The sequence below is a fragment of the Flavobacteriales bacterium genome (assembly GCA_016704485.1).
GTDB lineage: Bacteria > Bacteroidota > Bacteroidia > Flavobacteriales_F > PHOS-HE28 > PHOS-HE28.
Genome location: JADJAA010000002.1, coordinates 61,498 through 87,913, shown reverse-complemented (window position 1 = coordinate 87,913; position 26,416 = coordinate 61,498). Strand labels below are relative to the sequence as shown.

The 26,416-nt window shown below is 49.1% G+C and carries 22 protein-coding genes, 1 tRNA gene, 1 other RNA gene and 1 pseudogene; 12 read left to right on the top strand and 13 right to left on the bottom strand.

Annotation, left to right across the window (positions count from 1 at the left end):
- Window positions 1-65 precede the first annotated feature (65 nt).
- The 3 genes from IPF95_11635 (at window position 66) to IPF95_11625 (ending at window position 3,690) form a co-directional block, all read left to right on the top strand.
- Window positions 66-2,138, top strand: a complete 2,073-nt coding sequence (locus tag IPF95_11635) for a tungsten formylmethanofuran dehydrogenase (protein ID MBK6475339.1) — start codon at window positions 66-68, stop codon at window positions 2,136-2,138.
- 2 nt (window positions 2,139-2,140) lie between these two features.
- Entirely contained in the window at window positions 2,141-2,779 is a 639-nt protein-coding gene (locus IPF95_11630; protein MBK6475338.1) for a dienelactone hydrolase family protein, read from the top strand.
- A gap of 89 nt (window positions 2,780-2,868) precedes the next feature.
- A complete protein-coding gene (locus tag IPF95_11625) occupies window positions 2,869-3,690 on the top strand; it encodes a T9SS type A sorting domain-containing protein (GenBank protein ID MBK6475337.1) in 822 nt (273 codons plus the stop codon).
- A 92-nt stretch (window positions 3,691-3,782) separates the two neighbouring features.
- On the opposite strand, the gene IPF95_11620 is transcribed toward IPF95_11625, so the two are convergent.
- Window positions 3,783-5,675, bottom strand: a complete 1,893-nt coding sequence (locus IPF95_11620; GenBank protein ID MBK6475336.1) for a M1 family metallopeptidase — start codon at window positions 5,673-5,675, stop codon at window positions 3,783-3,785.
- A 141-nt stretch (window positions 5,676-5,816) separates the two neighbouring features.
- Here IPF95_11620 and IPF95_11615 point away from each other — a divergent pair.
- Together IPF95_11615 and IPF95_11610 are read left to right on the top strand one after the other, a co-directional pair.
- Window positions 5,817-5,890: transfer RNA gene (locus tag IPF95_11615), tRNA-Pro, on the top strand.
- A 48-nt stretch (window positions 5,891-5,938) separates the two neighbouring features.
- Window positions 5,939-6,187 (top strand): annotated as a pseudogene (locus tag IPF95_11610) (GIY-YIG nuclease family protein).
- 166 nt (window positions 6,188-6,353) lie between these two features.
- Here IPF95_11610 and IPF95_11605 read toward each other — a convergent pair.
- The 3 genes from IPF95_11605 to IPF95_11595 all read right to left on the bottom strand — a co-directional run bounded on the left by IPF95_11605 (window position 6,354) and on the right by IPF95_11595 (window position 8,392).
- Entirely contained in the window at window positions 6,354-6,851 is a 498-nt protein-coding gene (locus IPF95_11605; GenBank protein MBK6475335.1) for a hypothetical protein, read from the bottom strand.
- 205 nt (window positions 6,852-7,056) lie between these two features.
- Window positions 7,057-7,566, bottom strand: a complete 510-nt coding sequence (locus IPF95_11600) for a hypothetical protein (protein ID MBK6475334.1) — start codon at window positions 7,564-7,566, stop codon at window positions 7,057-7,059.
- A 319-nt stretch (window positions 7,567-7,885) separates the two neighbouring features.
- Entirely contained in the window at window positions 7,886-8,392 is a 507-nt protein-coding gene (locus tag IPF95_11595) for a hypothetical protein (protein MBK6475333.1), read from the bottom strand.
- 227 nt (window positions 8,393-8,619) lie between these two features.
- On the opposite strand from IPF95_11595, the gene IPF95_11590 reads away from it, so the two are divergent.
- From IPF95_11590 to trxB, 3 genes are all read left to right on the top strand, one after another.
- The gene (locus tag IPF95_11590; protein ID MBK6475332.1) at window positions 8,620-11,031 is read left to right on the top strand and encodes a TonB-dependent receptor; all 2,412 of its coding nucleotides are present in this window, start codon (window positions 8,620-8,622) and stop codon (window positions 11,029-11,031) included.
- Window positions 11,013-11,996, top strand: a complete 984-nt coding sequence (locus IPF95_11585) for a DUF4249 domain-containing protein (protein ID MBK6475331.1) — start codon at window positions 11,013-11,015, stop codon at window positions 11,994-11,996. Before IPF95_11590 ends, IPF95_11585 begins: the two co-directional genes overlap by 19 nt.
- Before the next feature lie 74 nt (window positions 11,997-12,070).
- Complete coding sequence (gene trxB, locus IPF95_11580; protein ID MBK6475330.1) at window positions 12,071-13,021, top strand: thioredoxin-disulfide reductase; 951 nt, start codon at window positions 12,071-12,073, stop codon at window positions 13,019-13,021.
- A gap of 49 nt (window positions 13,022-13,070) precedes the next feature.
- Here trxB and IPF95_11575 read toward each other — a convergent pair whose 3' ends face one another.
- The 4 genes from IPF95_11575 to IPF95_11560 form a co-directional block, all read right to left on the bottom strand.
- Entirely contained in the window at window positions 13,071-14,030 is a 960-nt protein-coding gene (locus tag IPF95_11575; protein MBK6475329.1) for a hypothetical protein, read from the bottom strand.
- Window positions 14,031-14,032: 2 nt separating this feature from the next.
- Entirely contained in the window at window positions 14,033-14,779 is a 747-nt protein-coding gene (locus IPF95_11570) for a carboxypeptidase regulatory-like domain-containing protein (protein MBK6475328.1), read from the bottom strand.
- Between the two features lie 200 nt (window positions 14,780-14,979).
- Window positions 14,980-15,380, bottom strand: an RNA gene (gene rnpB / locus IPF95_11565) — RNase P RNA component class A.
- A 223-nt stretch (window positions 15,381-15,603) separates the two neighbouring features.
- On the bottom strand, window positions 15,604-16,185 hold the full coding sequence (locus IPF95_11560; protein ID MBK6475327.1) for a Smr/MutS family protein: 582 nt from the start codon (window positions 16,183-16,185) through the stop codon (window positions 15,604-15,606).
- A 130-nt stretch (window positions 16,186-16,315) separates the two neighbouring features.
- Here IPF95_11560 and IPF95_11555 point away from each other — a divergent pair, with 130 nt between their 5' ends.
- Complete coding sequence (locus IPF95_11555) at window positions 16,316-16,873, top strand: NUDIX hydrolase (protein ID MBK6475326.1); 558 nt, start codon at window positions 16,316-16,318, stop codon at window positions 16,871-16,873.
- 55 nt (window positions 16,874-16,928) lie between these two features.
- Here the strand turns inward: IPF95_11555 and IPF95_11550 are convergent, their stop codons facing one another.
- From IPF95_11550 to dapF, 5 genes are all read right to left on the bottom strand, one after another.
- A complete protein-coding gene (locus tag IPF95_11550) occupies window positions 16,929-17,321 on the bottom strand; it encodes a hypothetical protein (GenBank protein MBK6475325.1) in 393 nt (130 codons plus the stop codon).
- Between the two features lie 6 nt (window positions 17,322-17,327).
- Window positions 17,328-18,239: a DUF2279 domain-containing protein gene (locus tag IPF95_11545; protein ID MBK6475324.1), complete on the bottom strand. Its 912-nt coding sequence runs from the start codon at window positions 18,237-18,239 to the stop codon at window positions 17,328-17,330.
- A 237-nt stretch (window positions 18,240-18,476) separates the two neighbouring features.
- Window positions 18,477-19,883, bottom strand: coding sequence for a phosphoglucomutase/phosphomannomutase family protein (locus IPF95_11540; protein MBK6475323.1), 1,407 nt, complete (start codon window positions 19,881-19,883; stop codon window positions 18,477-18,479).
- A 211-nt stretch (window positions 19,884-20,094) separates the two neighbouring features.
- Window positions 20,095-21,120: an endolytic transglycosylase MltG gene (gene mltG / locus IPF95_11535; protein MBK6475322.1), complete on the bottom strand. Its 1,026-nt coding sequence runs from the start codon at window positions 21,118-21,120 to the stop codon at window positions 20,095-20,097.
- A 168-nt stretch (window positions 21,121-21,288) separates the two neighbouring features.
- Window positions 21,289-22,077, bottom strand: a complete 789-nt coding sequence (gene dapF, locus IPF95_11530) for a diaminopimelate epimerase (protein MBK6475321.1) — start codon at window positions 22,075-22,077, stop codon at window positions 21,289-21,291.
- 208 nt (window positions 22,078-22,285) lie between these two features.
- On the opposite strand from dapF, the gene IPF95_11525 reads away from it, so the two are divergent.
- The 3 genes from IPF95_11525 (at window position 22,286) to IPF95_11515 (ending at window position 26,271) form a co-directional block, all read left to right on the top strand.
- On the top strand, window positions 22,286-23,737 hold the full coding sequence (locus tag IPF95_11525) for a trypsin-like peptidase domain-containing protein (protein ID MBK6475320.1): 1,452 nt from the start codon (window positions 22,286-22,288) through the stop codon (window positions 23,735-23,737).
- 175 nt (window positions 23,738-23,912) lie between these two features.
- The gene (locus tag IPF95_11520; GenBank protein ID MBK6475319.1) at window positions 23,913-24,776 is read left to right on the top strand and encodes a sigma-70 family RNA polymerase sigma factor; all 864 of its coding nucleotides are present in this window, start codon (window positions 23,913-23,915) and stop codon (window positions 24,774-24,776) included.
- A gap of 40 nt (window positions 24,777-24,816) precedes the next feature.
- Window positions 24,817-26,271, top strand: coding sequence for a glyceraldehyde-3-phosphate dehydrogenase (locus tag IPF95_11515; GenBank protein MBK6475318.1), 1,455 nt, complete (start codon window positions 24,817-24,819; stop codon window positions 26,269-26,271).
- The last annotated feature ends 145 nt before the right edge of the window (window positions 26,272-26,416 follow it).

Below are 26,416 nucleotides of genomic sequence, written 5' to 3'. Positions count from 1 at the left end.
CCCTACCTTCGCCTACCCTGCCTGAACAACGCATGTTAACGACAAAGAAGAGTACGCCAATAGCCATGGAGAAGTCGGCCCTATCCCAAGAAACCTTGTTGAAGGCGTGGGAGTTGATGTGTACCGCGAAGGCGATGACGGAGATCTATGAGGAAAATGCGAAGTTCACAGCAAAATATGTTCATGCTACCAGCCGCGGTCATGAAGCCATACAGATCGCATTGGGTCTGCAATTACTGCCTCAGGACTTCGTAGCACCCTACTACCGCGATGACAGTATCCTGCTCAGTATCGGCATAGAACCGTACGAGCTGATGTTACAGCTTATGGCGAAGCGGGACGACCCCTTCAGCGGTGGACGGACGTATTACTGCCATCCGAGCCTACGTCGTGAGAACATGCCGAAGATCCCGCACCAGAGCAGCGCTACTGGTATGCAGGCGATCCCGACAACAGGTATCGCACTTGGCCTATGGTATAAGGAACAAGCTGGCATTCCACATGACATTGGCGGGGAGCCACCCATTGTCGTTTGCTCGCTTGGCGATGCGTCCATGACAGAGGGTGAAGTATCCGAGGCTTTACAAATGGCGGTGCTGAAGAAATTACCCATCATTTATCTGGTACAGGACAATGAATGGGATATCAGTGCCAGCGCCGAGGAGATCAGAGCAGGTAATGCCAGTGACTACGCGAAAGGGTTCAAAGGCTTGGAAGTTCGTGAAGTCGATGGAACTGATCTCAGTGCTTCATTCAAAACGATAAGCGAAGTGATCGATACAGTGCGGAAGGAACGTAGACCGTTCCTGGTGCATGCCAAAGTGCCTTTATTGAACCACCATACAAGTGGCGTGCGTATGGAATTCTATCGCTCGCCAGAGAACATGGCGGAGCACCGCAAACGTGATCCATTCCCTAAATTGCTTCAGCTGTGTCTCGACAACAGGTTGCAAAAGGACGGTCTGCGTCAGATCGAGCAAAAGGCCATTGAACGTGTAAAAGCCGATTTCGAGCGGGCGCGTGCTGCGGATGACCCTACTCCTGCTGATCTGCTTACGCATATGTTCGCGCCAACTTCGATCACAGAGGAGGCCGGCGAACGCGCACCAAAGGACCGCCAACCTACAGTGATGGTGGATAGTGCGCTCTTTGCGATCCGCGAGCTGATGCAGGAGGACCCTCGTTGTTTGTTGTATGGACAGGATGTCGGTGAACGACTCGGTGGTGTTTTCCGTGAAGCGGCAACTTTGGCAAAAGATTTCGGTGGTCACCGTGTTTTCAATACACCGATACAGGAAGCATTCATAATAGGCAGCACTGTGGGCATGTCCGCAGCTGGTCTGAAGCCGATCGTGGAAGTACAATTCGCAGATTATATCTGGCCGGGACTGAACCAACTCTTCACCGAAGTTGCGCGTTCGTGTTATCTGAGCAATGGTAAATGGCCGGTAAGTTGCATTCTACGTGTACCCATCGGCGCTTATGGATCCGGTGGTCCATACCATAGCAGCAGCGTAGAGAGCGTATTGTGCAATATCAAAGGAATAAAGATCGCCTACCCTAGCACCGGAGCAGACCTAAAGGGGTTGATGAAGGCTGCATACCACGACCCGAATCCTGTGGTGATGCTCGAACACAAAGGCCTTTATTGGAGCAAGATCAAAGGCACAGAGGATGCAAAGACCATTGAACCTTCGGCGGATTACATAGTTCCGTTCGGTAAGGCGCGCATCGTGCAGGAAGCTGATAGCGCGAAGATCGAGAAAGGCGAAGCAGTTGTTGTGATCACCTACGGAATGGGTGTATATTGGGCAAAGGCCGCAGCCAAGAAATTCTCCGGCAGCATTAGCATCATTGACCTGCGCACACTTGTCCCGTTGGATGAAGAGACGGTAATGAATGCCGTAAAAGCACACGGAAAATGCTTGGTACTGACCGAGGAAACGCTGAACAATTCATTTGCTCAAGCATTGGCCGGTCGCATCAGCGATACGTGTTTCGAACAATTGGATGCTCCTGTTCGTACGTACGGCTCCATCGATATGCCGGCCATTCCACTTAACAGCACGCTGGAAGAAGCTATGATCCCGAATGCTGATAATGTGGCTACCGTGCTGGAGGAATTGCTCGCCTACTGATCATGCAAGAACGCTTCATCCGCGTTCGTCGTACAGCGCGATACCATGTTATCGGTGATGCTGCAACGGCCAAACGAGTTTGGATCGTCCTACATGGATACGGGCAGCTTGCACGCTATTTCCTGCATAAATTCGAAGGACTACAGAAAGACCTGTTGATCGTTGCGCCAGAGGGGCTGTCCCGTTTCTATGTGGATGAAGCTCACCGGCGTGTTGGAGCAACATGGATGACGCGTGAAGACCGTGAACAAGAGATCCAGGACTACGTGGAATACCTGGACCTACTAGCTTCTGAGATCCTACAGAATGTACCTAAGGATACCGGACTTGGCATTTTGGGGTTTTCCCAAGGCGTTGCAACGGCATGCCGGTGGGCCATGTTAGGCAGTACCAAGATCGAGGAACTCGTGGTCTGGTCAGGATCATTGCCTCTGGAGTTGGACCAGGACACACTAGCGTCCGAATTCGCTAAGATCCGGGTAACGGTGGTGCAAGGTTCCAAGGATAGGATCGTACCAAGAACAGTTGCCGAGGATACCGCGGCGCTGTTGCGCCTTGCTGGGATACAGCATAAAGTAGCAACTTTCGACGGGGGCCATGAACTGGAACCGGTATTGCTGCGGAAGGTACTTGTTGGCTGAACTCCGGCGTTGGGATCATGACAATCGGACAGCTTAAGCCGGTCGCATTGCTGTACACATCAGTATATTGGGAGCTTAAACTCAAAAACATGAAATCAAACCTACTCGCTATGGCGTTGCTCGCAATGCCTTTCCTTACCTCTGCGCAAACGAACAACTATGCCAACGGTGCAACTGTTGCGAACTTCACCGTAACGGATGTTGAAGGTGTTACACATACGCTGTATAACTATACCTCGTCCGGGAAATATGTGGTTCTGGACTTCTTTTTCGATACCTGCGGACCATGTCAAGCAACCGCTCCGTATTTCAACGAATTGCATGAAACCTATGGTTGTAATGACGGCGACCTTATTTGCTTAACGGTGAATAATGGTACGGATAGTGATGCTGAGGTGATCGCATACGAGAATACCTATGGAGGTAGCTTCAATCATTCCCCGGCTGTAAGTTCTACCGGTGGTGGTGGTGCAGTGACCAGCACTTTCGGAGTTTCAGCGTTTCCTACCTATTGCCTTATTGGGCCTAACAACACAATGATCGTGAACGACATTTGGCCGATCTCCAATATGAGCACATTCGTTGCTGCATTCCCAGCCGGAAGCAATATTACTCCGACGGCCTGTGCTGTTGGCATCGATGAGAATGATGTAGTAAGTTTCACTGGGGTCTATCCAGTGCCAAGCCAAGGTATAATTACCTTGAACGTGTCATCACGCTCGAGCAGTAACGTAACTGTAGAAGTTGTTGATGTACTCGGTCAGTTGGTCGCAACACATTCGTTCAACGGTCGCAATGGATCAAGCACACAAACACTTGACCTCAGCAATTTATCGGATGGTCAATACTTCCTTAAGCTGAATGCCGGCAACCAGACCGTCGATACACAGCGGATCGTGATCGCACATTGATCATTCGTTGGTCCTTGAACTTGGAAAGCCTCCCATACCGGGAGGCTTTCTTCTTTTGTACTGTAAAAGACCGAACGTAAACCCGTCCTTGATCAGAACGTCGCTGTGGGTTTAACGGCCTTCCAACTCAATAGATCATCCATTGTGTGCACCGCAACAGAATGGTAATTATTTCGGGCTTTCGCATAAATGACCTGGGCCATTAGTTTTCCCTTTTCGGTGGAAAGCATTGCTGTATACAATGGCGTAAGGAATTTTCTGCGGCCTACTTCGTTCAAGAAACGATCCAGCGTCGTGTATGCTGCCTCATGATCGTTCCGGATACACTGTTCCAACCATGCCGCCAATATTTCAGCATTACCACTTTGAGTAAAATGGAAGGCATTGTCCAGATCGTCCATTTGGGCCATGGACAATTGCTTCGGCAAATGGCGAATGAAATGCATCCACTCAAACGCGCTCCACTCATTGGTTTCCAGTGCTGCGGCAGGAATACCTTCTTTCCACCGCGCTATCTGATCTTCCACTTTCACAAAGCGATCAGAGAATGGAACCGGTGCATCCGTTGGTAATCCCGGACCATCGATCCACGCGGTCAGGTCTATGGTCGTATTGGTGGGTTCCAAGAGATCATTGTTCAAATGCCCAATGAAACGATCAGTGGTCATGCTCTGAAAAGCATACGTATCGAAATAATTCCGCAAGAATGCATCGAATTTTTCCCGACCCACCTTCTCTTCCAGTAAGAGTAGGAACGCAAAGCCTTTTTCGTATGCAATATCCGTCATACCGTCATCGGGATCACGGCCTTCCAAATGCAAACGTAAATGTGTATCCTCCGGATGAGGACCCTGTGCTATGTGCTCCAGTTCTGCCGTCAGGTCCTGTCTTCCGATCATCGCGCTCATATTGGCGAAGTCCTTGCCGAAAATGGCTTCCGTGATCCGGTTCTCGAAGTACACGGTGAATCCCTCGTTCAACCAGAAATCATCCCATGTTGCATTGGTCACCAAGTTACCGCTCCAACTATGCGCAAGCTCATGCGCTATCAATGATGTAAGTGAACGGTCTCCAGCAAGGATCGTCGGTGTCGCAAAGGTCAACATCGGATTCTCCATTCCACCGAAAGGGAAGCTCGGTGGCAATACGATCACATCATACCTACCCCATCGATAAGGTCCATACAAACCTTCTGCGGTCTCCAGCATCTTCTCCATTTCAGCGAACTCGTACGTTGCCTTATCGATCACGCTTCGTTCCGCGTATACGCCTGTACGCTTTCCTATTGGCTTGAATACTAGATCTCCGACAGCCAAAGCCATCAAATAGGCTGGGATCGGCTTGTCCATTTTGAAGACATACGTTCCATCAGAGCTGCGTTCCTGAGGATTGGTAGCGGACATTAGCGCCATTAATTCCACAGGAACATTCACCTTGGCATCATACGTGAACCGGATACCTGGACTGTCCTGTACCGGGATCCAGGACCTGGTCAGCGCTGCTTGCCCTTGTGTGAAGAGGAACGGGAATTTTTTATCCGCAGTTTGATCTGGCACCAACCATTGCAATGCTTTGGCCTTTTTCGTTGTATAGTAGGCAATCGTTACCCGATCCATGTGCTCTGGCAATACGATCGTCAAAGCCCTTCCAAGCATGGTACTATCGCCCAGCGAGAATTCCGCATTATTACCATCTGCTAACGTCACGGACTCGATCACGAGGTCCTCAGTGTCGAAAATGATCTTGCTTCCATGCGGTGCCTCTATATCATAAGAGGCAGTTCCACTAATGGCCTGACCTTCCATATCCACAGCGATCGCAAGGTCCAAATGCTTAATCACGGCCTCGTTCGGTCTCGCGTTGCTATGTGTATCCATAACATATGTGGGGGTTGAATGGTCACCAACTTCAGTGGTGGTGGACGTTTCAGAAGTGCAGGCGCTGAATATCATCAACGCCGCGATCGGGAAAATCGGATGGTGCATGAATTGTTCGGAGGGCGCAAAGGTAACAGGCTGTGAAAGTTCGATTAGCACGATCTGATCTTGTATAGGATTGTTAACGTTCATTTACCCTACTTTGAACTCAACCAGATAAAGATCCTTTGCTAAATTCGCCCCCCAATTCGGGGTGTAGCGCAGCCCGGTAGCGCACTTGCATGGGGTGCAAGGGGTCGCTGGTTCGAGTCCAGTCACCCCGACTGGAAAGAGAAGGGGCCGTCTCGAAGGAGGCGGCCCCTTATAATACCATGGCAACGTTTTACATTTTTTACTCTAAAATGCCGGATCGCTTCTATATCGGACACACTACCGAACCAAAGGAAGAACGATTGCGAAAACATATGAGCGCCCATCGCGGTTGGACAGCAAGAGCAAAGGACTGGTAAATTGTGTACGCCGAAGTGTTAATTGACAAAGCTGACACATATCAACGCGAACGAGAAACGAAAGGCTGGAAAAGCAGTGAGAGGATAAAAGCGCTGATATCCTCAACATAGAGCAACCCGATCGCGCATCCCTCTTTGGGCGGGAGGGTCGCTGTCCCGCATTCTTACTGCGGGACGAGTCCAGTCACCCCGACTGGAAAGAGAAGGGGCTGTCCAAATTGGACGGCCCTTCTTCTATTTGCAATATGAGTGCGGCGCGACCTCCTTCTTTAACTATTCAAAAATCTTGTGCGGTAAACGAATTCACCCGTACCAATTGGTACTGTTCCAACAGCTTCATTTCTCCTGTACCTGCTTCAAATGCGATCTCGGCCACAGGTCCGGTGTAATACATGTTCACATCGGGGTGGTCCGCATGCAACACCATATCGAACTTGATCGTGCGTTCGCCAAATTTCTTAGTGTTCGCATTGCGTCCATCAATTAGAACTTCTTTGGTAACACAACCAGATTGAGCAAACCGAAGAACATACGTATCGGATGCAGGAGCATTCACCTTGTATTTACCAGTACGCGAAAGATCGATCGGCATTTCAGTGCCATCCGAAGCGATCAATACGGCATGCACATGTGCATCTGCTATCTGCGTGATAAAGGAACCCTTTACTACCAACCGATCCTGGGCATGTATGGTTCCAATGCTAAAAAGTGTAAGAGCAGCTAAAATGCTCATCGGAAAGAAGTGACCGGAGTTTGATGTGCTGAAGGTTTTCATGGTTTCGTGTGGTTGGGAGAGTTCGTGTTAGTGACAATACAAAAGTCCGATACCATAGCCCCTTTCACAATACCCACTAAGTGGTATTTCGGTACCAATGGAGTTCAAGAATACGGATCTACACAACAACAAAAAGACCCACATGATGCAGGTCTTCTTCCAAGGAGATCGAGTGTCGCAATTTCTTCCTCGCGCGTATGGCTACTTATTCAGCATTCACAGCTTGGTCATTGAACGCTGCTATTGGAGTCAACTCGTTCAGTGCTTCGATCCGTAGGTCTCTGCTCATTTGTGAGAATGATACCTCAACCACTGGTCCACTGTACTGCATCGGATCATTCAGATCTTGTGTTTCCAACGTAATATCCAACTTTAAACTACGCTCACCATAACTCTTGGTGTTCGCATAATGGCCATCAAGAGCGACTTCCTTAGTAACGCAACCGTTCTTGGTAAAGCGTAGAATGTAGCTGTCCTGCGCTGGAACATTCACCATGTAATTCCCCTTTTTGGAAATGTCCATCTGCATCTGCTCACCGTCAGAGGCGATCAACACAGCTTCAGTACGTTCCTCTGTATTCACTTTTGAGGAAATGTTCCCCTTCACCACCAAGCGATCCTGCGCTTGTACCGAGGTGATCGCGCAGAGAGCGAATGCAGCGAACAATAGGTTCGTGATGGTTGTTCTAAGTGTGGAAGTGTGCTGAGCGTTCATCGTGTTGTGTTTTTTGGGGTGTGTTATTTGCGACACCACAAAAGTCCGGCTGGGGTAGCCCTCTCACAATACCTACCTGTGGGTATTTAGCAAAACCGAAGACTGACCTTATTACAGACCAGTTCGTCCAAGATCGGTTCGCCAGCGCCTCCCGATCGCTCGCTAATTATTCGAGACTCCCATTTCAGATCCAAGCTGAATAGTATAGGCTACATTCTCCTTCGAGCTGATATGGACAAAATAAAGACCCGCAACATGCAGGTCTTTTTTGATAAGGAAAATAGGTTGTCGCAATTTCTCCCTCGCGATCCTAAGCTACTTATTCACCGTTCGAAGCTTGGTCATTGAACGCTACCACAGGTACCAATGCGTTCTTTTCGAGGCGTAGATCCCTGTTCAGTTGTGAGAACGACAACTCCAACGCTGCTCCACTGTACTGCATCGGTGCTTGCTGATCTTGTGCATCCAATGTAACATCCAACCTCACGATACGTTCACCATACGTCTTGGCATTCGCATTATGACCATCTAATGCAACCTCTTTGGTTATGCAGCCATTCTTGGTGAAGCGTAGAATGTAGCTGTCCTGCGCTGGGACATTCACCATGTAATTTCCTTTTTTGGAAATGTCCATTTGCATCTGCTCACCGTCAGAGGCGATCAACAAGGCTTCAGTACGATCCTCTGTATTCACTTGTGAGGAAATGTTCCCCTTCACCACCAAGCGATCCTGCGCTTGTACCGAGGTGATCGCGCAGAGAGCGAATGCAGCGAACAATAGGTTCGTGATGGTTGTTCTAAGTGTGGAAGTGTGCTGAGCGTTCATCGTGTTGTGTTTTTTGGGGTGTGATATTTGCGACACCACAAAAGTCCGGCTAGGCTAACTCTCCCACAATACCCACCTGTGGGGATATTGATCTGAATGCTTTTACAATACAACGTTGATATAACTCGTGAACTTCTACTATATCCAGCGCCGCAGCACGCAATACAACACACGAACAGTCGTTCTAGGACCGCTACATTTGCGGCGCTAAAAGTTTAGGATACATCATGCCGAGGATCTTTCTTGCTATTTTTTCATTGCTTTTATACTTCTCGACCAGCGCTCAAGATCATAAAACGTTCACGGTAAGTGGATACGTTAAGGATGCATCCAGTGGCGAAACGCTCATTGGCGCATCTGTAGTTGATAAGGCATTGGGGCGAGGTGTAAATGCCAATACGTTCGGCTACTTCGTACTGAGCCTTTCTCCCGGTCAGCATACGCTTTCCGCGAGTTTCATCGGGTATGAAAACATCGATAAGGTGATCGACCTTCAGGCTGATCTGAAACTCAACATCGAAATGAAACCTAAGTCCATCCAGATCGGGGATTTCGAAGTAATAGCCGAACGGAGCACGAATAATACGGAAGGAACCCAGATGGGAACGGTTGACCTGGACGTGCAGAAAATGAACACGCTTCCTGCCCTTTTAGGTGAAGTGGATATTTTGAAGGTGATCCAGTTCCTGCCTGGTGTACAGAGCAATGGTGAAGGGAACAGTGGATTCTATGTGCGTGGTGGTGGACCGGACCAAAATCTTATACTGCTTGATAATGCTACTGTCTATAATGCGAGTCACCTCTTCGGTTTCTTTAGTGTATTCAATGCGGATGCCATCAAGAATATTGAACTGATCAAAGGAGGTATGCCAGCGAATTATGGCGGGCGTATTTCCTCGGTGCTGGATATCAATATGAAGGAGGGTAACGAAAAAGGATTCCATGGTCAAGGAGGGATCGGATTGATCGCTTCCCGTCTTACGCTTGAAGGACCTATTGTGAAGGACAGGAGCTCCTTCATCGTTTCTGGACGAAGAACCTATATTGATGTGCTCACCAAACCTTTCGTCAATAAGGAAGGTGCATTCAGCGGGAGCGGATATTATTTCTACGACCTTAATGCGAAAGCGAATTACCGCTTCTCGGATAAGGACCGCGTATTCCTCAGTGGTTATTTCGGGCGTGATGTATTCAACTTCGCTGGCCCCGACCCTGGTGACCCGGGCATCAAGATCCCATGGGGTAACGCTACACTCGCTGCGCGGTGGAACCACGTCTTCGGTCCTAAACTATTCCTGAACACGACCGCTACCTTCAGCGACTACAGTTTCGCATTCGATGCAAAGCAGGATCAATTCGGATTCAAATTATTCAGTGGGATCAAGGATTATGGTCTCAAAATGGATCTTAGCCATTACCCCAACGGACGTCATCGATTGAAGTATGGGGGGCAATACATTTACCATATCTACACGACCAGCACTGTGGAAGTGAACAGTGGAGACACGCAATTCAATATTGAAACACCACCGAAATTGCACGCACATGAAGGTGCGTTGTATGTGATGGACGATTTCGATGTGACCGAGAATTTCCGGATCAATGCGGGATTACGATTCACCACCTTTCATCATGTCGGTCCATTCACGTTGTACCAGCTCGATGACCAAGGCCGGACAAGTGGCAAAGTGGAATACAAGCCCGGTAAACCCATTTCATCCTACTCCGCCCTTGAGCCACGCCTTTCAATGCGGTACATAACCGGTAAGAACAGTAGCGTGAAGGCATCCTTCAACCAAGGCCAGCAATACGTTCACTTGGCCAGCTTCAGCAGCATTGCGCTTCCAACGGATGTTTGGATCCCAAGCAGTACCAACGTAAAACCGCAGATCGGCACGCAATATTCGGCAGGCTATTTTCAAGACTTCAAAGAGCACATGTTCGAGACCTCCGTAGAAGTGTACTACAAGAATTTCCAGAACTTGATCGAATACGCCGAAGGTGCTTCACCTCAAGATAATGGAAACACGAACTATGATTCGCAGCTTGTCTACGGCGATGGATACAGTTATGGCGCGGAGTTCTTTGTAAAAAAGGTAGTGGGAAAGGTGAATGGTTGGGTCGGTTACACTTGGAGCCGCACCAACCGGAAGTTCCCGGATATCAGCAATGGCAAGGAATTCCCGAGCCGTTGGGATCGCAGACATGACCTGAGCGTTGTTCTATCCTACGATGTCAACAAGCGCTGGAATATAGGTGCAACGTTTGTTTACGCTACCGGGCAAGCTGTGACCCTAGCTGTTAATCGCTATTTCGTGGAAGGCCAATTGGTAAGCGAATACACTTCGCGGAATGGTTATCGCATGATCCCCTATCACAGGTTGGATCTTGCAGCTACGCGCTATGGAAGAACATCCAAGATCCTAAAAGATCCTGTCACCGGTGAAACCACAGAGATCCCGAAGAAATTCACCAGCAGTTGGACCTTCAGCGTTTACAATGCTTACAACCGCTCAAATCCGTACTTCATTTATTATAGTGCCGATGGAAATCCGGCAGCAGGCACATTCCAAGTGCAGGCTAAACAGGTTTCGCTCTTTTCAATTCTTCCATCGATCACATGGAATTTCAAGTTCTGATGAAATACATTCTTCCACTCTGCCTCACCACTTTGCTGCTTGCTTCATGCACCAAGGACATTACCGTAAAACTTCCGGAAACGGAAGCGAAAGTTGTTGTGGAAGGCATTATCGAAACGGACGGTCCTCCATTGATCCTGCTTACTAGAACCCAAGGTTTTTTTGACCCCACCAGCATTGCTTCCATAGCGGCTGCCTACATCAGTGAGGCAGAGGTTACAGTTAATGATGGGTTCAACACTTACACACTGAATAAGATATGTAGCGACGACTTAATAAATGATTCACTTTTACAGATCGCCGCCGAACTGACCGGTATCGATGCAGGATTATTGGCACAAGCGAATATCTGCGCATGGACCAACTTGGACGGCACTCTGTTAGGTGTGGAGGGCAGAACTTACTCCCTCAACGTTGTTACGGACGGAAAAACACTCACGAGCAAGTCGACCATCCCGAATGGCATCGCACTTGATTCATTATGGTTCAAACTCGCCGAACAGAATCCCAACGATGATTCGCTAGGTTATATATGGAATAGACTACAGGATCCCGATACGCTTGGCAATGCCTATCGGTGGTTCTACAAGAGACTGAATAACGGTCCCGATGGACGGCCTAAGGATAGCCGGTTCATTGCACCGTTCTTTTCGGCGTTCGAGGATAAATACATAAACGGACTCGAATTCGACTTCGCTGCGCAACGCGGTACTGCACCATTCAGTGATGCCGTTGATGATGATAATGAAGAGCGAGGCTATTTTAAACGAAATGATACTGTTGCTGTGAAATTCGCCAGTATGGGTATTGCAGAATACCGCTTTTACAATACGTTCTACACCAACGCCTCATCGCAAGGTGACATCTTCAGCAACCCTGCGAATATTGTTTCCAACATAAATGGTGGGCTGGGTATATGGGCTGGACTCGCTACACGCTACGATACAGTCATCTGTGTGCCCTGAACAGCCTACAACTCTTTGTCAGGATTCCTTGGAACTCGTATTAAGAACTTAAATTCGCGATCTCACTTTACGCCATGTCCACTACTCCTGAACATCTTAAATGCCTGATCATTGGATCAGGTCCGGCTGGTTATTCTGCGGCGATCTATGCCGCACGTGCGGATCTTAAACCCGTTATGATCACGGGACCACTACCGGGCGGTCAGCTCACACAGACCACCGAAGTAGATAACTATCCTGGTTATCCTAACGGCCGCAGTGGACCGGAAATGATGGAGGACTTGATGGCACAAGCCAAGCGCTTCGGCACCGACGTACGCCATGGATGGGTTACCAAAGTGGACTTTACAGGACCCGTACACAAAGTATGGGTGGATGAAAAAACGGAGATCCACGCTGATACCGTCCTGATCTGCACGGGTGCGAACGCCAAATGGCTTGGCCTACCCAATGAAACGCGACTTCGCGATATTGGAGGAGGTGTTACTGCTTGTGCTGTTTGTGATGGCTTCTTTTTCAAAGGACAGACCGTTGCTCTGGTAGGCGCAGGAGATAGTGCTTGCGAAGAAGCGACCTACCTCGCCAAACTTTGCCCTAAGGTCTATATGATCGTGCGGAAAGATGAATTCCGGGCTAGCAAAGCAATGGTTCACCGCGTGGAGAACACGCCGAACATTGAAGTCCTGTTCAATACGGAGGTTACCGACGTGTTGGGTAAGGATATCGTAGAAGGAATTACTATCGTGAACAATAAGACCAAGGCTACCGGCAAGCTTGACGTGACCGGTCTTTTCCTTGCGATCGGCCATACGCCAGCAACTGAAGTATTCAAGGGTTGGTTGGACATGGACCCACAGGGCTATTTAACGCATGTTCCCGACCGCACGGTAACAAAGGTGCCCGGTGTTTTCGTGGCTGGTGATTGTGCCGATCACGTGTATCGCCAAGCAGTTACCAGCGCCGGATCAGGATGTATGGCAGCCTTGGATGCAGAGCGCTATTTAGCTGCGAATGGCATTCATTGATCGGTCCGGAATATCGCAGAGTTACTAGAGAACGCTTTTGGATCGTGGCTCAAAGAGCTGTATCCCAATCACTATACGCAAGCCAGAAGCGTACGATCTCGATCTTCTTGAAGGGGATGTCCCACACGCCTTCATAATCCACACGTGTGGGTACAAGCGCATTGCCGACTACCGTGTTCTCGACTTTGATGGCAATGTCAAAATCCAGGATCAGTGATGCATGCGTTATGCGGTATTGCCGTGCTATAACATCGTTCGTTTCCTGATCGAACCACGTTTCCATATTCTTGATCACGGTGCGACCATCCCGGAATTCCGGCTTTGCTACAGCGCTGAATACCCAACAGCTGTGTCCATTGCGGTCCTCGCCGCGTAATGCGAAGTCATAAAAGCGCGCCATGTCTGGTTCGAACAGAGCCAGTTTATCTCCAATGAATGGAACGCTCGCGATCTCTGAACCGGGATCGAACATGAATTTCTTCAACTCACTTTTGTATTTCTCGAACCGATCAACACGTACGATCTCGTTCTTTCTATCCTTCACACTGTTGTTGGCCACATATTCTCCTTTTGGGAAGAACACATCATTATACATCTCAGCCGTTAGGTACCGCCACTCCCCTTTTCGGTCCTTTAGATTGCCGGTCTCCACGTAACTATCCTGCACCCAATTGGCCATTATACCAGTGCGCACCAAGCGACCGGCGCGTTCAACCTTTGCGGTTTCCTTATCGCCTTTATTGCGCACTACCAATTCGCTTTTTACGCGGTTCGGATAAAACTTCGTGTTGAGAAAGGCTTTATGAAAGCTGGAATCCGTTCTTACATGGTGCATGAAACTTTCCACGTTGAAACCATTCTCAACTGCACTGATCACCACTCCATCCAGTTCAATGGTATTGAAGATCGTATCCACCTGGCCGTTAACTTGGTTGGAGCCCAAAAAGGCAATTGCCACCAAAAGCGTGATCGTTCTAGCGAACAATGATCTGATCAGCGCTTGGATCATTATCAATGCCTGCGCGTAGGTCCCAGACTAGAGTATAGCTCGTACTTCTTCTTCACATACAGCAAGAACTCGTATTGGGTCAACCCCTTGATCACCTCTTCCGGAACATCGCAGAAGTCGATGAAGTCATCGAATGCCTCCGGATTTAGATTAATGATCTCATAATCCACGTACTTCTTCAACAATTCTTGCAATAGATCCCGTTTACGATCATCATTCTCCAACTGCGCTACTAAACGCTTGCTCCGTTCTCTTTTGCTGAATTCCTGGTACAGAAAGGTGATCGGGCTTTGCAATGCATTCACCGTGCTCAATTTATAGTCGCGCTCATTGTAGCCCAACTTGTCAATGTCCTTTTGGATCTCTTTCAATGTGCGTTCCGGAAGGATCTCCACCGCAGCCAATTCCACCACATACGGTTTCATGGTGATCGTTACCGTGTAAGTGTCCTTCAGCACGCTGTCCGCCATGGTTATCCAGCGTGTCTTCTGACCGATCGACCCTAGCATTAACGTGTCGGTTTTCAAGGCACGTACCACGAAGGAACCATCAGCGTTCCCGAAGATCCCGGTACGCGTGCGTTTGTTCACGATCATCAGATCATACATCGCTCCGCTTCCTTCAGGAGTAACTACGCGGCCTCGGATGGTGACCTCTTGAGCGGTGGCATATGTGCCTACCAAGAGAAAAAAACTAAGAAGGGCAATTCGACTGTTCACGCGGCGAAAATAGTTGGGATCGTTGCTCAATTCTCTGTTGTGATCATTCTCACGACAGGATCACAACGAATTTAGGTGGAATTAACATCTTGACCGCGCTTGGAATACAAAGAACGGACCATGATCTTTTGTAGTGTATTTCTTATCTCAGGAAAAAGCGTTCCCTGGATAAACTCCTTAAATGGCGAAAGGCCCCTTCACTCGTTTCCGAGCGAAAAGGCCTTTCAAGTAGTCCCTGTGCATCTATAAGCCGGATCCTGTATCCATATTGCTATGGACCTCCACCATCTATCTGGGATCGCACTCACGTACGACCTCTAGCGACCTACCCTCCGGGATCGGGCGGACAACCCTTTTCCGATCACCTTGCGGCAACCGGAACCCCGGTATACATGGTCTTTCAGCCCGTGGGGTTTACCAAGCCGCTGATGTTGCCACCAACGCTGGTGGGCTCTTACCCCACCTTTTCACCCTTTCCCCGCCGAAACGAGGTGGTTTCCCTTTCTGCGGCACTTTCCGTAACGCTTCGGTTCCCCTTAGCGCCCCTTCCCGTTAGGAAGCACGGTGCCCTACGCTGTCCGGACTTTCCTCCCTCCGCCGAACGGCGGAAAGCGGTGGAGCGATGCACAGGAATTCAATGAACTTGCTTGCTGGTAAAGGTATTGGTTTGTTGTTATTGGTAGATGGTAACTAGAATTTGGTACAGGGTATTCTGACTGCTTGGTCGAATAGGGACTTGGAGTGTGATTGCAGGCTAGGACTAAATCCTTGGTCGAATACCCGAAGCAAAATTTCTAGCGTAGCGAAAAACTTAGGGACTGCTTACTGCCAACTGCAGACTGTTCTTCTTTCTATCACCGGTGTCGCAAGATCTCCACCTCCGTTGCACCGGATCCGTATTGGCGCATATCAGCATCATGGAAACGGACCCCTTCATAGAACTGCAACATGCGCCGCACTTCCTCGCGTAAAATGCCTTCGCCAACACCGTGGATCACGATCAGTTTGCGTTTGCCATCACGGATCGCACCTTCCAACGCCCGCTCGAAATAGGCCAACTGATATTTCAACCGCTCGCCTTGTTGCAACCGCGTTTCATCCTCTACCAATTCATGCAGATGCAGATCGACCATTGCAACGCTCTTGTCTTCTGGACGTTTAGCCATCTTCCCAATGCGTGGTGCGTTACCCGCTTTGCGCCGCGCGATCTTTTCATCTCGCACATCATTTGCCTTCACCATACCCGCTTGGTGATCCGTTACGCCATAGAATGATTGGTCCGCTACCAGAACCATCTCACGATTCCGGCGGTCCAGAATAAAGCCTTCGTCCGTCTTTACCCTGACATGCGCTACGCCTAGGATCTCCAGCACCACGCCACCACCTACCTCGTCTACGAAGGAGATGCGATCACCGGGTTTGAACGTGCGTGACATGGCGCGAAATTAACATGCTTCAACCGAAGGGGGGATGATCATCCGCCCAAAGGTGAATGTGCCAAATTGAAGGCCGTGTTTGGTAGTTTTATGCCAGTGCAGCTATTTGATCGATCATTATTTTAGCCCCATGCAAGAACGCAACCCTTGGAAAACTCTAAAGATCGAAGAACGGTACAGTACACAGTGGATCAGTGTGAGCCACCACGACGTGATCGACCCGAGCGGTGCAGAAGGGATCTATGGCGTGGTACATTTCAAGAACCTTGCTGTTGGTATTGTACCGTTGGATGAGGAACTGAATACCTGGATCGTGGGCCAATACCGGTACCCGTTGGGGGCATACAGTTGGGAGATCCCTGAGGGTGGCGGAAAACGTGACCGACCGCCGATCGAAAGCGCACAACGTGAACTCCTGGAAGAAGTTGGTATCGTGGCCAAACGCTGGACAGAAGTACTTCAAATGGACCTCAGTAACTCGGCGAGCGACGAAACTGCGATCATCTTCGTAGCCCAGGATCTCGAGTACCACACGCCTGAACCCGATTCCAACGAAGAATTGGCCATGCGCAAACTTCCGTTTCAGGAGCTCTATGAAATGGTGATGCGCGGCGAATTACGGGATAGTCTTACGGTTGCAGCCGTGATGAAGGTGAAGTTGCTATTGGATGCGGGAGAGTTGAGGTAAGATCGGAGGTGTCCGAGCTGTCATTACTGAATGTGGATCAGATCGAACCCACTGATCATCGGCGACGTCTGATCGGTCTTCGTCGGACCAGCGACAATCGATTCAACTCCACCTCGAAAACTGTTTCGTCTCCTATTGAGACCTTATCGCCGGTGGCGCTTTCAAATTCTGCGAATACCTTTTCCTCATCGATCACCTCAAGCACAACACCTTGGGTTCCCTTGGGGATCACGTCGAAGAGCACATCCCTAAGCACAACTCTTTTATGAGTGTAGATGCGCTTGATCCTTTCGAACTCAGCGTTCGGATACTTGACCCCAAAAAGTACTAAAGCAAGCCATCGGTATATGCTGCGAATGGCCCTGAAGAATCCTTTCAAGATCGTCTCGTAAACAATGTAGACTAACACTTCCGCAAAAAACCCAGCAATGGCTTCACCTATTGGCATCCCGTTTTAAAAATAAACCCAATGCCCAACCACCTTTCCCGTGCTTTGGAATTCCACAGCGGGCAGCGGAAATTTGATCCCGTTCAAAACGAAGAACACCGTACGTAACACTTTGGATCTTGTGCGGATCCGCGTAAAGTCGATATCAGGTGCCAAGTAGTATTGGCGGTAACGGTCTGACTGGTCACCGACCACCAGCGGTGTTATTGGAAATGCACTGACCATGTTCTCGCCTCCATATCCACCAGCAATATTCAGCCATCCCGGGATCCTGGTGCTCGGTAAAAAGCTCTTGAGGTTGGCGCTTAGCCAGATGGTCTGGCCGTTGTAATCCTTCAGGATCCGTTCGGGGAGGCTCTCGCCCAACAGATCAGGACGCTGCGCCGCGAAACCAGTTGTATGCGCGGAAAGTTTTACGCCGATACGTTGTTCGTTCCACAGTAATTCCTGCCCAATGAACAGCCCCGCACCGATCGTATTGGCCGCCATGTCGCTCCACGAGAAGCCCCATGCATCGGAGGTGCCATCCAGTACTTCTACGCCTGTGAGAAATAGAAAACCCAAAGATCCACCTGCCCAGTTCGCGGTTTTTCGCTTGGTGCCGCAACGGTTGTAGAGCGTATAACCAATGCGCCCTAGTTGGTAACCACTGAACGTGTGGCCCACCTTATCCATTTGCAACCACTCACCGCTATCATCGAATGTGTGGAACGGGCCGCGATCATAATCCGCATACCACGCTTGATCGAGTGCCACGAATGTTCCAGCAATTCCTGCTGCAACGGCGATCGTTGTATTCCGAACACACCGTTTGTTCGGTACCGCCGAGGTAGAATCCTGCGCAACGCCTTGAAAAGCGCAGATCGCAAGCATCACTACGACCCACGGCCGCGACCGGCTGGAATGGGTCAGTAGCATTGGGTAAAATTAGGGGATGGTAGATGGAACGCTGATAACGCAGGAAGAAATGATCAACGCAGATTGCTTGGGTTAGATTTTCGGATTAAAAAGACCAGCTGGAAGTTAGTCGTTGGTTATCCAGCTTCGTGGCCATCCAAACGGTCTAAACGGACAACCAACAACGATCTACACCAAAAAGCAAAACGCTCCGAAACCTTGCGGATAAGGAGCGTTGCTTTAACTTGTTCGGTTCAATTAAGCTCCGATCGCCTTCTGCGTAGCGATAAGGATCTTCCGTGCATTCTCAAGCGTGTCGCTTTCGGCATATAACCGGAGTACTGGCTCGGTACCACTTGCGCGGATCATCATCCATTGGTCATTGTCCATATGGAATTTGAATCCATCTATGGTCTCAACGCTGTTCACCTTGTAATCGCCGAAGCTGGTGTACTTACCACTTTCGCAGGCTGCAAGGACATCCTGCTTCACCTTTTCACTGATGTGCAGATCATTGCGCTCATACTTGAAAGGTCCAACGATTGCGTAAACCTCATTGATCAGGTCATCCAAGCTCTTACCACTCTTGGCCATGAACTCCCAAATTGTCAAGCCCATCCAGATACCATCGCGCTCGGGGATGTGGCCCTTTATGGCGATGCCACCGCTTTCTTCACCGCCCAAGAGTACGTCCTCATTGATCATGATACCGCAGATCCACTTGAAACCGATCTTGGTCACTTGGTATTCCAAGCCGTAGTGGGCGCAGAGTTTCTTCACTTTTGGCGTTGTGCTAACAGCTACTACCACCTTGCCTGTGAACTTCTTATACTTCACCAAGTAATGGATCAATAGAAGGATGATGTGGTGACTATCAATGAAATCACCTTTGCTGTTGTAAAGTCCGATACGGTCCGCATCGCCATCCGTGGCGAGACCACAATCGATACCTCCTTTTTTGATCAACGCGCTGAATTCCTGTAGGTTCTTGTCGATCGGCTCGGGAGCCTGACCCATGAAGGATGGGTTATAGTCGCAATGCAACATTTTTGCTTGTGGCAAAATGCGCTTTATAACGTTCTGTCCGGATCCATACATGGCATCATATCCCCAGCTTAGCCCACTATCGCGAATGGCCTTCATGTCGAAGTTCTTTTCGCAGTGGTCCACGTACATGGTCTCAAGATCAATATCCATGATCATGCCATCGGCCTTGGCTTTCTTTAGATCGATGGAAGCCAGGTCGATCCCGTGGTTCTCAGGAATGATGTCTTCAACTGCCTGCACGTCCTCTGGGATCAGTGGTCCGCCGTGTATGCCTTTCAACTTATACCCGTTATAGCTCGGAGGATTATGACTCGCAGTAAGGATCACTCCCATTGCGCTCTTCTTATTAAAAGCACCCAACGATACCATGGGCGTGCTCACAAAACCTTTAGCCAGATACACCTTGATCCCATGATGAACGAAGACCTTGGCACAGGTCTCTGCGAATAGTTCTCCCGCAAAACGGCAATCGTGCCCAAGAACAATACTTGGATCATTTGGGAAATTCTTCTTTACCCAATGGGCTACGGCCACGCTTACACGCGCTACATTATCCACTGTGAATTCCTGAGCAATGATGGCGCGCCATCCGTCGGTACCGAACTTGATCTTGGTCATACTGATTGTTCTAATGGGGTGCGAAAATAAGATCGTTTATTACGTAGGGTGTTTTCTTGGGGTTACGGAGATGGTAAGAATAACTCGACATGAACCGGCCAAGAGCTGGATATGAACCGAATTGGAACAGAAAGGATATCGATACGATCGCTAGGTGCCTTGGGTCCGCATGCCCCCACAGATGCAGAACAGATCAACCGAATGCCACTTTTCACCGATATATCTTTCTAGCATTCAACGCACGTTGATATTTACGGGCATTCACCAAATGCTGATCGTATGTCTTGGTAAAGTCACTGTATCCGCTGAGATCGGCTTTTGCACAGAAGTAAAGAAAATCGTGCTTTTCGGCATTAAGTACGGCATCCAGAAACCGTGGCTCCGGCATATTTATGGGGCCCGGTGGCAGACCAATGTGCTGGTAAGTATTGTAGGGAGAGTCCACCAGCTTATCACGGTCCAGTACACGGTTCAAGCTATCCATTCCTAAAGCGAATTTCAACGTAGGATCGGCTTGTAATGGCATGCCGATGCGTAACCTGTTCAGATAGACCCCAGCGATACGTGGTGCATCCGATATACGCATGGTCTCTGCTTGAACGATCGATGCGAGGGTTGCTACTTCCGCTGGATCCAAGTTGTATTTTTTTGCTTTGAGCATTCGTTCTTCGGTCCAGAATTTCGAATACTCCTTGGTCATGCGCTCGATGAATTTTTCCGGCGTTGTGGTCCACCAGAACTCGTACGTATTCGGTATGAACAAACTGATGAAATTATTCCGGTTGAGCCCCGCCTTTTGATGCTCCGTAGGATCGCGCAACGCACTCAACATCGTTAGCGAGTCCGTCTCCACGTAACGCGCCACACGACCCGCTAGTTCAGGCAGATCCTTCACGTTGGTGAACGTAAGATCTATGGGTTCCTGATCGCCGCTTCGCAATGTATTCAACAATGAATTCAAGCTGGTCCCACTTGTGATCCTGTACCTACCCGGTTTCACTTTGTTCACATAGTTCTTCCGCTCCGCCAACATCCGGAAACTTGCTTCCTCGGTGATAACTCCGGTCGCCTTCAAGCTATCGATCACCTGATCCAATGTTGATCCAGTGGGTATCAGTAAGATCCGATCCCCGGTTACGCCAGGTCCGAACAATTCCTTCCACGTACGCCAGCCGAAAATACCCGCTGCCAGAGCGAGAAAAAGTACCAACCAAAGAAAGATCTTCCACTGCTTCAAAATACGTGAGGGGTTGCGAACCTAATTGGTTGAAAGAGTGAAAAAGTGGTCTCGTACTGAACGTTATCGGGCTTAATAATATCGTAGAACTGCGTCCAAAAGTGCATAGGTCGGTTAACGCGCTGTGCTTCAATAGTTGAGTTGATCAAATGCATGTAGATCACTGATCTAAAATGAGAAATGGCCTTCAAAGACTCGCGTTACCGGGCCTATCAATTTGATGCGACCAAAAGTATCAGCAGCGATCAGCTCTGCTTCCACATGTAAGGTACCTCCGCGTGTATTCACAGTAACTGGTGTTTGGGTCACATTCCTTTGTAATGCACTGAGCGCAGCAGCAACAACTCCTGTTCCGCAACTTAATGTCTCCGCCTCCACTCCGCGTTCGTAAGTGCGCATATGAATGGATCCATCTTCCGGCTTCAGAAAATTGACATTCGTGCCACCCGGAGCATGTTGTTCATCAAATCGCCGACGTGGACCATCCTGCATGATCTCAATAGCCTCCGGATCAGCTACCCAGACCAGTTCGTGTGGTGAACCATTATCAACGAAATCCACATCGTCCCCATCGAAAGCCAATTGCACGCAACCCTCGAATCCCAGTGAAACCGCCACTTCATCTCCTCTCCAAGATCCATTGTGGATACCGTCGATCGCTGTGAAATTTGCTTCTCCCCTACCCTTGCTCAACTCGCTCCAATAAGCAAAAGCACACCGACTTCCATTGCCACAAAAACTCTGACTGCCATCTGGATTGAAGAACTCCATGTGGAAATCATGGCTTAGTCCTTTTCCTTTCTGGATCAGGACCAACCCATCACTACCAATGCCAAAATGGCGATCGCACAGCTTTCGGATAAGATCAAGATCACCGGACGGGAATGAACCATCACGATCGTCGACAACGACGAAATCATTACCTGTGCCGTGCCATTTTACAAAATTGATCTGCATGAATTCCGGTGGAAAATTACAACCACTTCCAGAACCTATTGATCTTTCTTATCTTAGATCATTGATCCTTTGATCAGCTTGTGGGTTTGGCCAAACTGCCGATCACAGATTTTAACGCGACAATTAGACAATTTCACACTGACATTCCGTTCACCGAATGTTCCGGGCACGAACTTTGATCCCGTTACATCACAACAAAATGAAGATCATGAAACAAGCGTTCGGATATTTCACAATGGGTCTCGCCGGAGCGATCCTCGCGATCGGAGGTAACCATTTGCTTTCAAAAAATTCCAATAGTGCAGCGCTCTCGCAAGAGCGACCTGTCGTGCGTTACGTGAATCTGCCTAACGCAAATGGCGGGACCACTTCAGCACTCGACTTTACAGTAGCCGCGGAGAATACCGTGAATGGTGTAGTACACGTGACGACTGAAACAGCGGTTAACGTTCGTGACCCGTTCGCTGATCTCTTTTGGGGCAACCGAGCACCCATGCAGCAGCAATTGAGGCAAGGTGCGGGCAGCGGTGTTATTGTTAGCACGGATGGATATATCGTTACGAATAACCACGTGGTTGAGGGTGCGGATAAGATCCAGGTACACTTGAATGATAACAGGATGTATGAAGGTACTGTTGTCGGTCGTGACCCGAGTACTGATATCGCATTATTGAAGATCAATGCGGAAAACCTTTCTTCCGTTTCCTACGGGAATAGTGATAATGTACGCGTTGGTGAATGGGTGCTTGCTGTTGGTAATCCGATGAATCTTACAAGCACGGTAACTGCAGGCATCGTAAGCGCCAAGGCGAGGAACATCAATCTCCTCCAGTATGACCCGACACGGGATGTATTCCCGATCGAATCGTTCATACAGACCGATGCTGCTGTGAACCCCGGCAATAGTGGTGGTGCGTTGGTGAACGTAAATGGTGATCTTGTGGGGATCAACACGGCCATCGCAAGTAACACAGGAACCTATACCGGGTACTCTTTTGCAGTACCTGTGAACATCGTTAAAAAGGTTGCTGCGGACCTGCTCGAGTTCGGTAGCGTGCAGCGGGCATATCTCGGTGTGAGCATTCGTGACATGGATCAGAAATTGGCCGACGAGACGAAAGTCGGCCAAATACGTGGGGTCTACGTGAATGGTGTCTCTGATGGTGGAGCCGCACAACAATCCGGAATGAAGGCCGGTGATGTGATCATGAAGGTGGGCAATATCGACGTGAACAACGTACCACAGCTCCAAGAGCAGGTGAGTAAATTCCGACCAGGCAACAAGGTACCGGTTACGGTTATGCGCTCCGGGGAAGAGAAGGTCTTTGATATGACACTTCGTGGAAAAGAAGGTACAACAGTGGCCAAAGTTGAAACACGAAGTGAGGGAATGACTGCTTTAGGTGCTGAACTGCGCGCGGTAACGTCAGATGAAATGAAGGCACTTGCGATCCAAAATGGCGTTAAAGTCACCTCCATCAATGGTGGGAAATTCAGGAGCTCCGGTATACGCGAGGGTTTCATAATAACCCGGATCGATCAGGAAGCAGTGAACCGACCTGAAGATGTGGAACGAATTCTGGCCAATAAAAAAGGTGGCGTATTGATTGAAGGAGTGTATGCCAACGGCACCAAAGCATACTACGGATTGGGTCTTTGAAGAGCCTGAGGATCAGGTCATTAAATTAACAGGGTCATTATTCACGAATACCCCTTGTCCTGTACGACCGTCACGTTGTACCTTTGCGGCCCGAAGCGAAGTCTATTCGTAGCATCTTCCTTCATCCACTGTTTCCACATAACCACCCTAAACCCCGGACACCATGGCATCAAGGATGCGTCAGCTCAAGATCACCAAATCGATCACCAACCGGGAAAGTCAGTCCCTTGACAAGTATTTGCAGGAGATCGGCAAGGAGGGCTTGATAACCGCTGATATAGAGGTGGAATTAGCCCAGAAGATCAAACAGGGCGATGGCGTAGCCTTGGAGAAATTGGTAAAAGCCAACCTACGTTTCGTGGTATCGGTTGCAAAACAATACCAGAACCAAGGTCTAAGTCTTCCCGACCTGATCAACGAAGGGAACCTAGGTCTGATCAAAGCCGCTCAGCGCTTTGATGAAACCCGTGGATTTAAATTCATCTCGTACGCCGTATGGTGGATCCGCCAGAGTATTCTACAAGCATTGGCCGAGCAGAGCCGTATCGTGCGCTTGCCGCTGAACCAAGTAGGTTCATTGAACAAGATCAACAAGGCATTCGCTAAGCTGGAGCAGGAATACGAGCGCCCACCAAGTGCGGATGAACTCGCTGTGTTTCTGGATCTTCCAGCCGAAAAGGTTGCTGATACCATGAAGGTCAGTGGTCGTCATATCAGCATGGATGCACCCTTTGTTGAGGGTGAAAGCAATAGCCTACTGGATGTGTTGCCGAACAACGATAGCGCACCAGCTGACCGTTTGCTATTGAACGAATCGTTGAGCAAAGAGATCGATCGTGCCTTGAGCACGCTTACCGAACGTGAGCGTGATGTAGTGAAATTGTTCTTTGGTATCGCCATCAACCACGGCCTCACCTTGGAGGAGATCGGTGCCAAATTCGACCTTACACGAGAGCGTGTTCGCCAGATCAAAGAGAAAGCGATACGCCGCCTACGCCATACCAGCCGCAGTAAGTTGCTGAAAGCGTATCTCGGATAGGCAATTCTGCGTACAACGCCCAAAACTTTTATTGAATTCGATGGAGACTTTGGAGAGAAAAGGCTACGAAGCTGGCCTACAGGATTACGTAGATCGTGAAAAAGCTGCGGTGGATCTGATGAATTCAGTTGGTCGGCTTATGTACGACCGTGGAGTTGAACTTGTTTTTTTCCGGAATCACTTGCTGGATATCAGCATTTCAGAGGTTATGAAGCATTTCGACTATGCTTCAGAGGTCGTCAAGAAGCCCATAGACGTTCATGTTACAGCCAATGTAGCGCGTGGGTTACTCGAATTGGACCTTGCGCCCAGTAAGATCGATATCGGCAAATTGACCTACGAATTCATTGCTTCCAAAAGCACTTCCGTGAACGACTTTCTTAGCGGACATCTGAAGGATTTCATTGGTCAAGATAAGCATAAATTCAAGCCGCAGGACGTGGTATTGTACGGATTTGGTCGCATTGGCCGAATTGCTGCTCGTGAATTGGTGAAACAAGCCGGTAAGGGCCAACAATTGCGTCTTCGTGCAATTGTTACACGCACGCTAACGGATGAGGAGATCGTTAAGCGAGCTGCGTTGTTACGGAATGATAGTGTGCATGGTGCATTCAAAGGAACAGTTATCGAAGACATTGCAAACAGGACCTTGATCATCAACGGCCAAGAAGTGCAGTTGATCGCAGCTAGCAAGCCAGAGGATATTGACTACACTCAGTACGGCATCAACAATGCTCTTGTGATCGACAATACGGGTGCATTCACCAAGCGTGCCGATCTGGAGCGCCATCTGAAAGGGAAAGGCGTTGCCAAGGTGTTATTGACGGCTCCTGGCAAGGAGATACCGAACATCGTTTACGGGATCAACCACAAGGAACAGGATATCGAGAACGAGAAGATCTTCAGTGCAGCTAGCTGTACGACCAACGCGATCTCCCCTATACTTAAGGTGGTTGAAGATGAAGTGGGGATCGAGAAAGGACATATCGAAACGGTTCATGCTTACACCAACGACCAGAATTTGTTGGATAATTACCACAAGGGACCTCGCCGTGGCCGCAGTGCTGCCATCAATATGGTGATCACCAGCACCGGAGCCGGTACTGCCGTAAGCAAGGCAATTCCTAGTTTGAAGGACAAACTGACCGCTAATGCAGTTCGTGTACCTACACCTAATGGTTCATTGGCGATCATGAACCTCACGCTGAAAAAGCCCATCAAGGATCTTGCAGCTATGAACGAGATGATCCGTAAAGCGGCTCTCGAGGGTGAATTGGTGAACCAGATCCATTATCAGGTAGATCCAGAACTCGTTAGCAGCGATATCATTGGTGATACATGCTGTAGCGTTTTCGACAGCAATGCAACCATAGTAGCCCCGGACGGCAAAAGCGTTGTACTCTACACGTGGTACGATAACGAATTCGGGTATACCAAACAGGTTATCCGTTTGGCAAAGCACGTTACCAAGGTGCGCCGGTTGGTGTACTACTGAGATCATTCAAATTTCGTAAAAAAGCCCCTGATCCATCGGGGGCTTTTCCTTTACTCTAACCTGATCCAGATAGGACATTCAGAAGGTCTCGCCATTCGTTTTGTCCATTAACCTGACTTAGCCACACAGAATAGCTTACCTCATA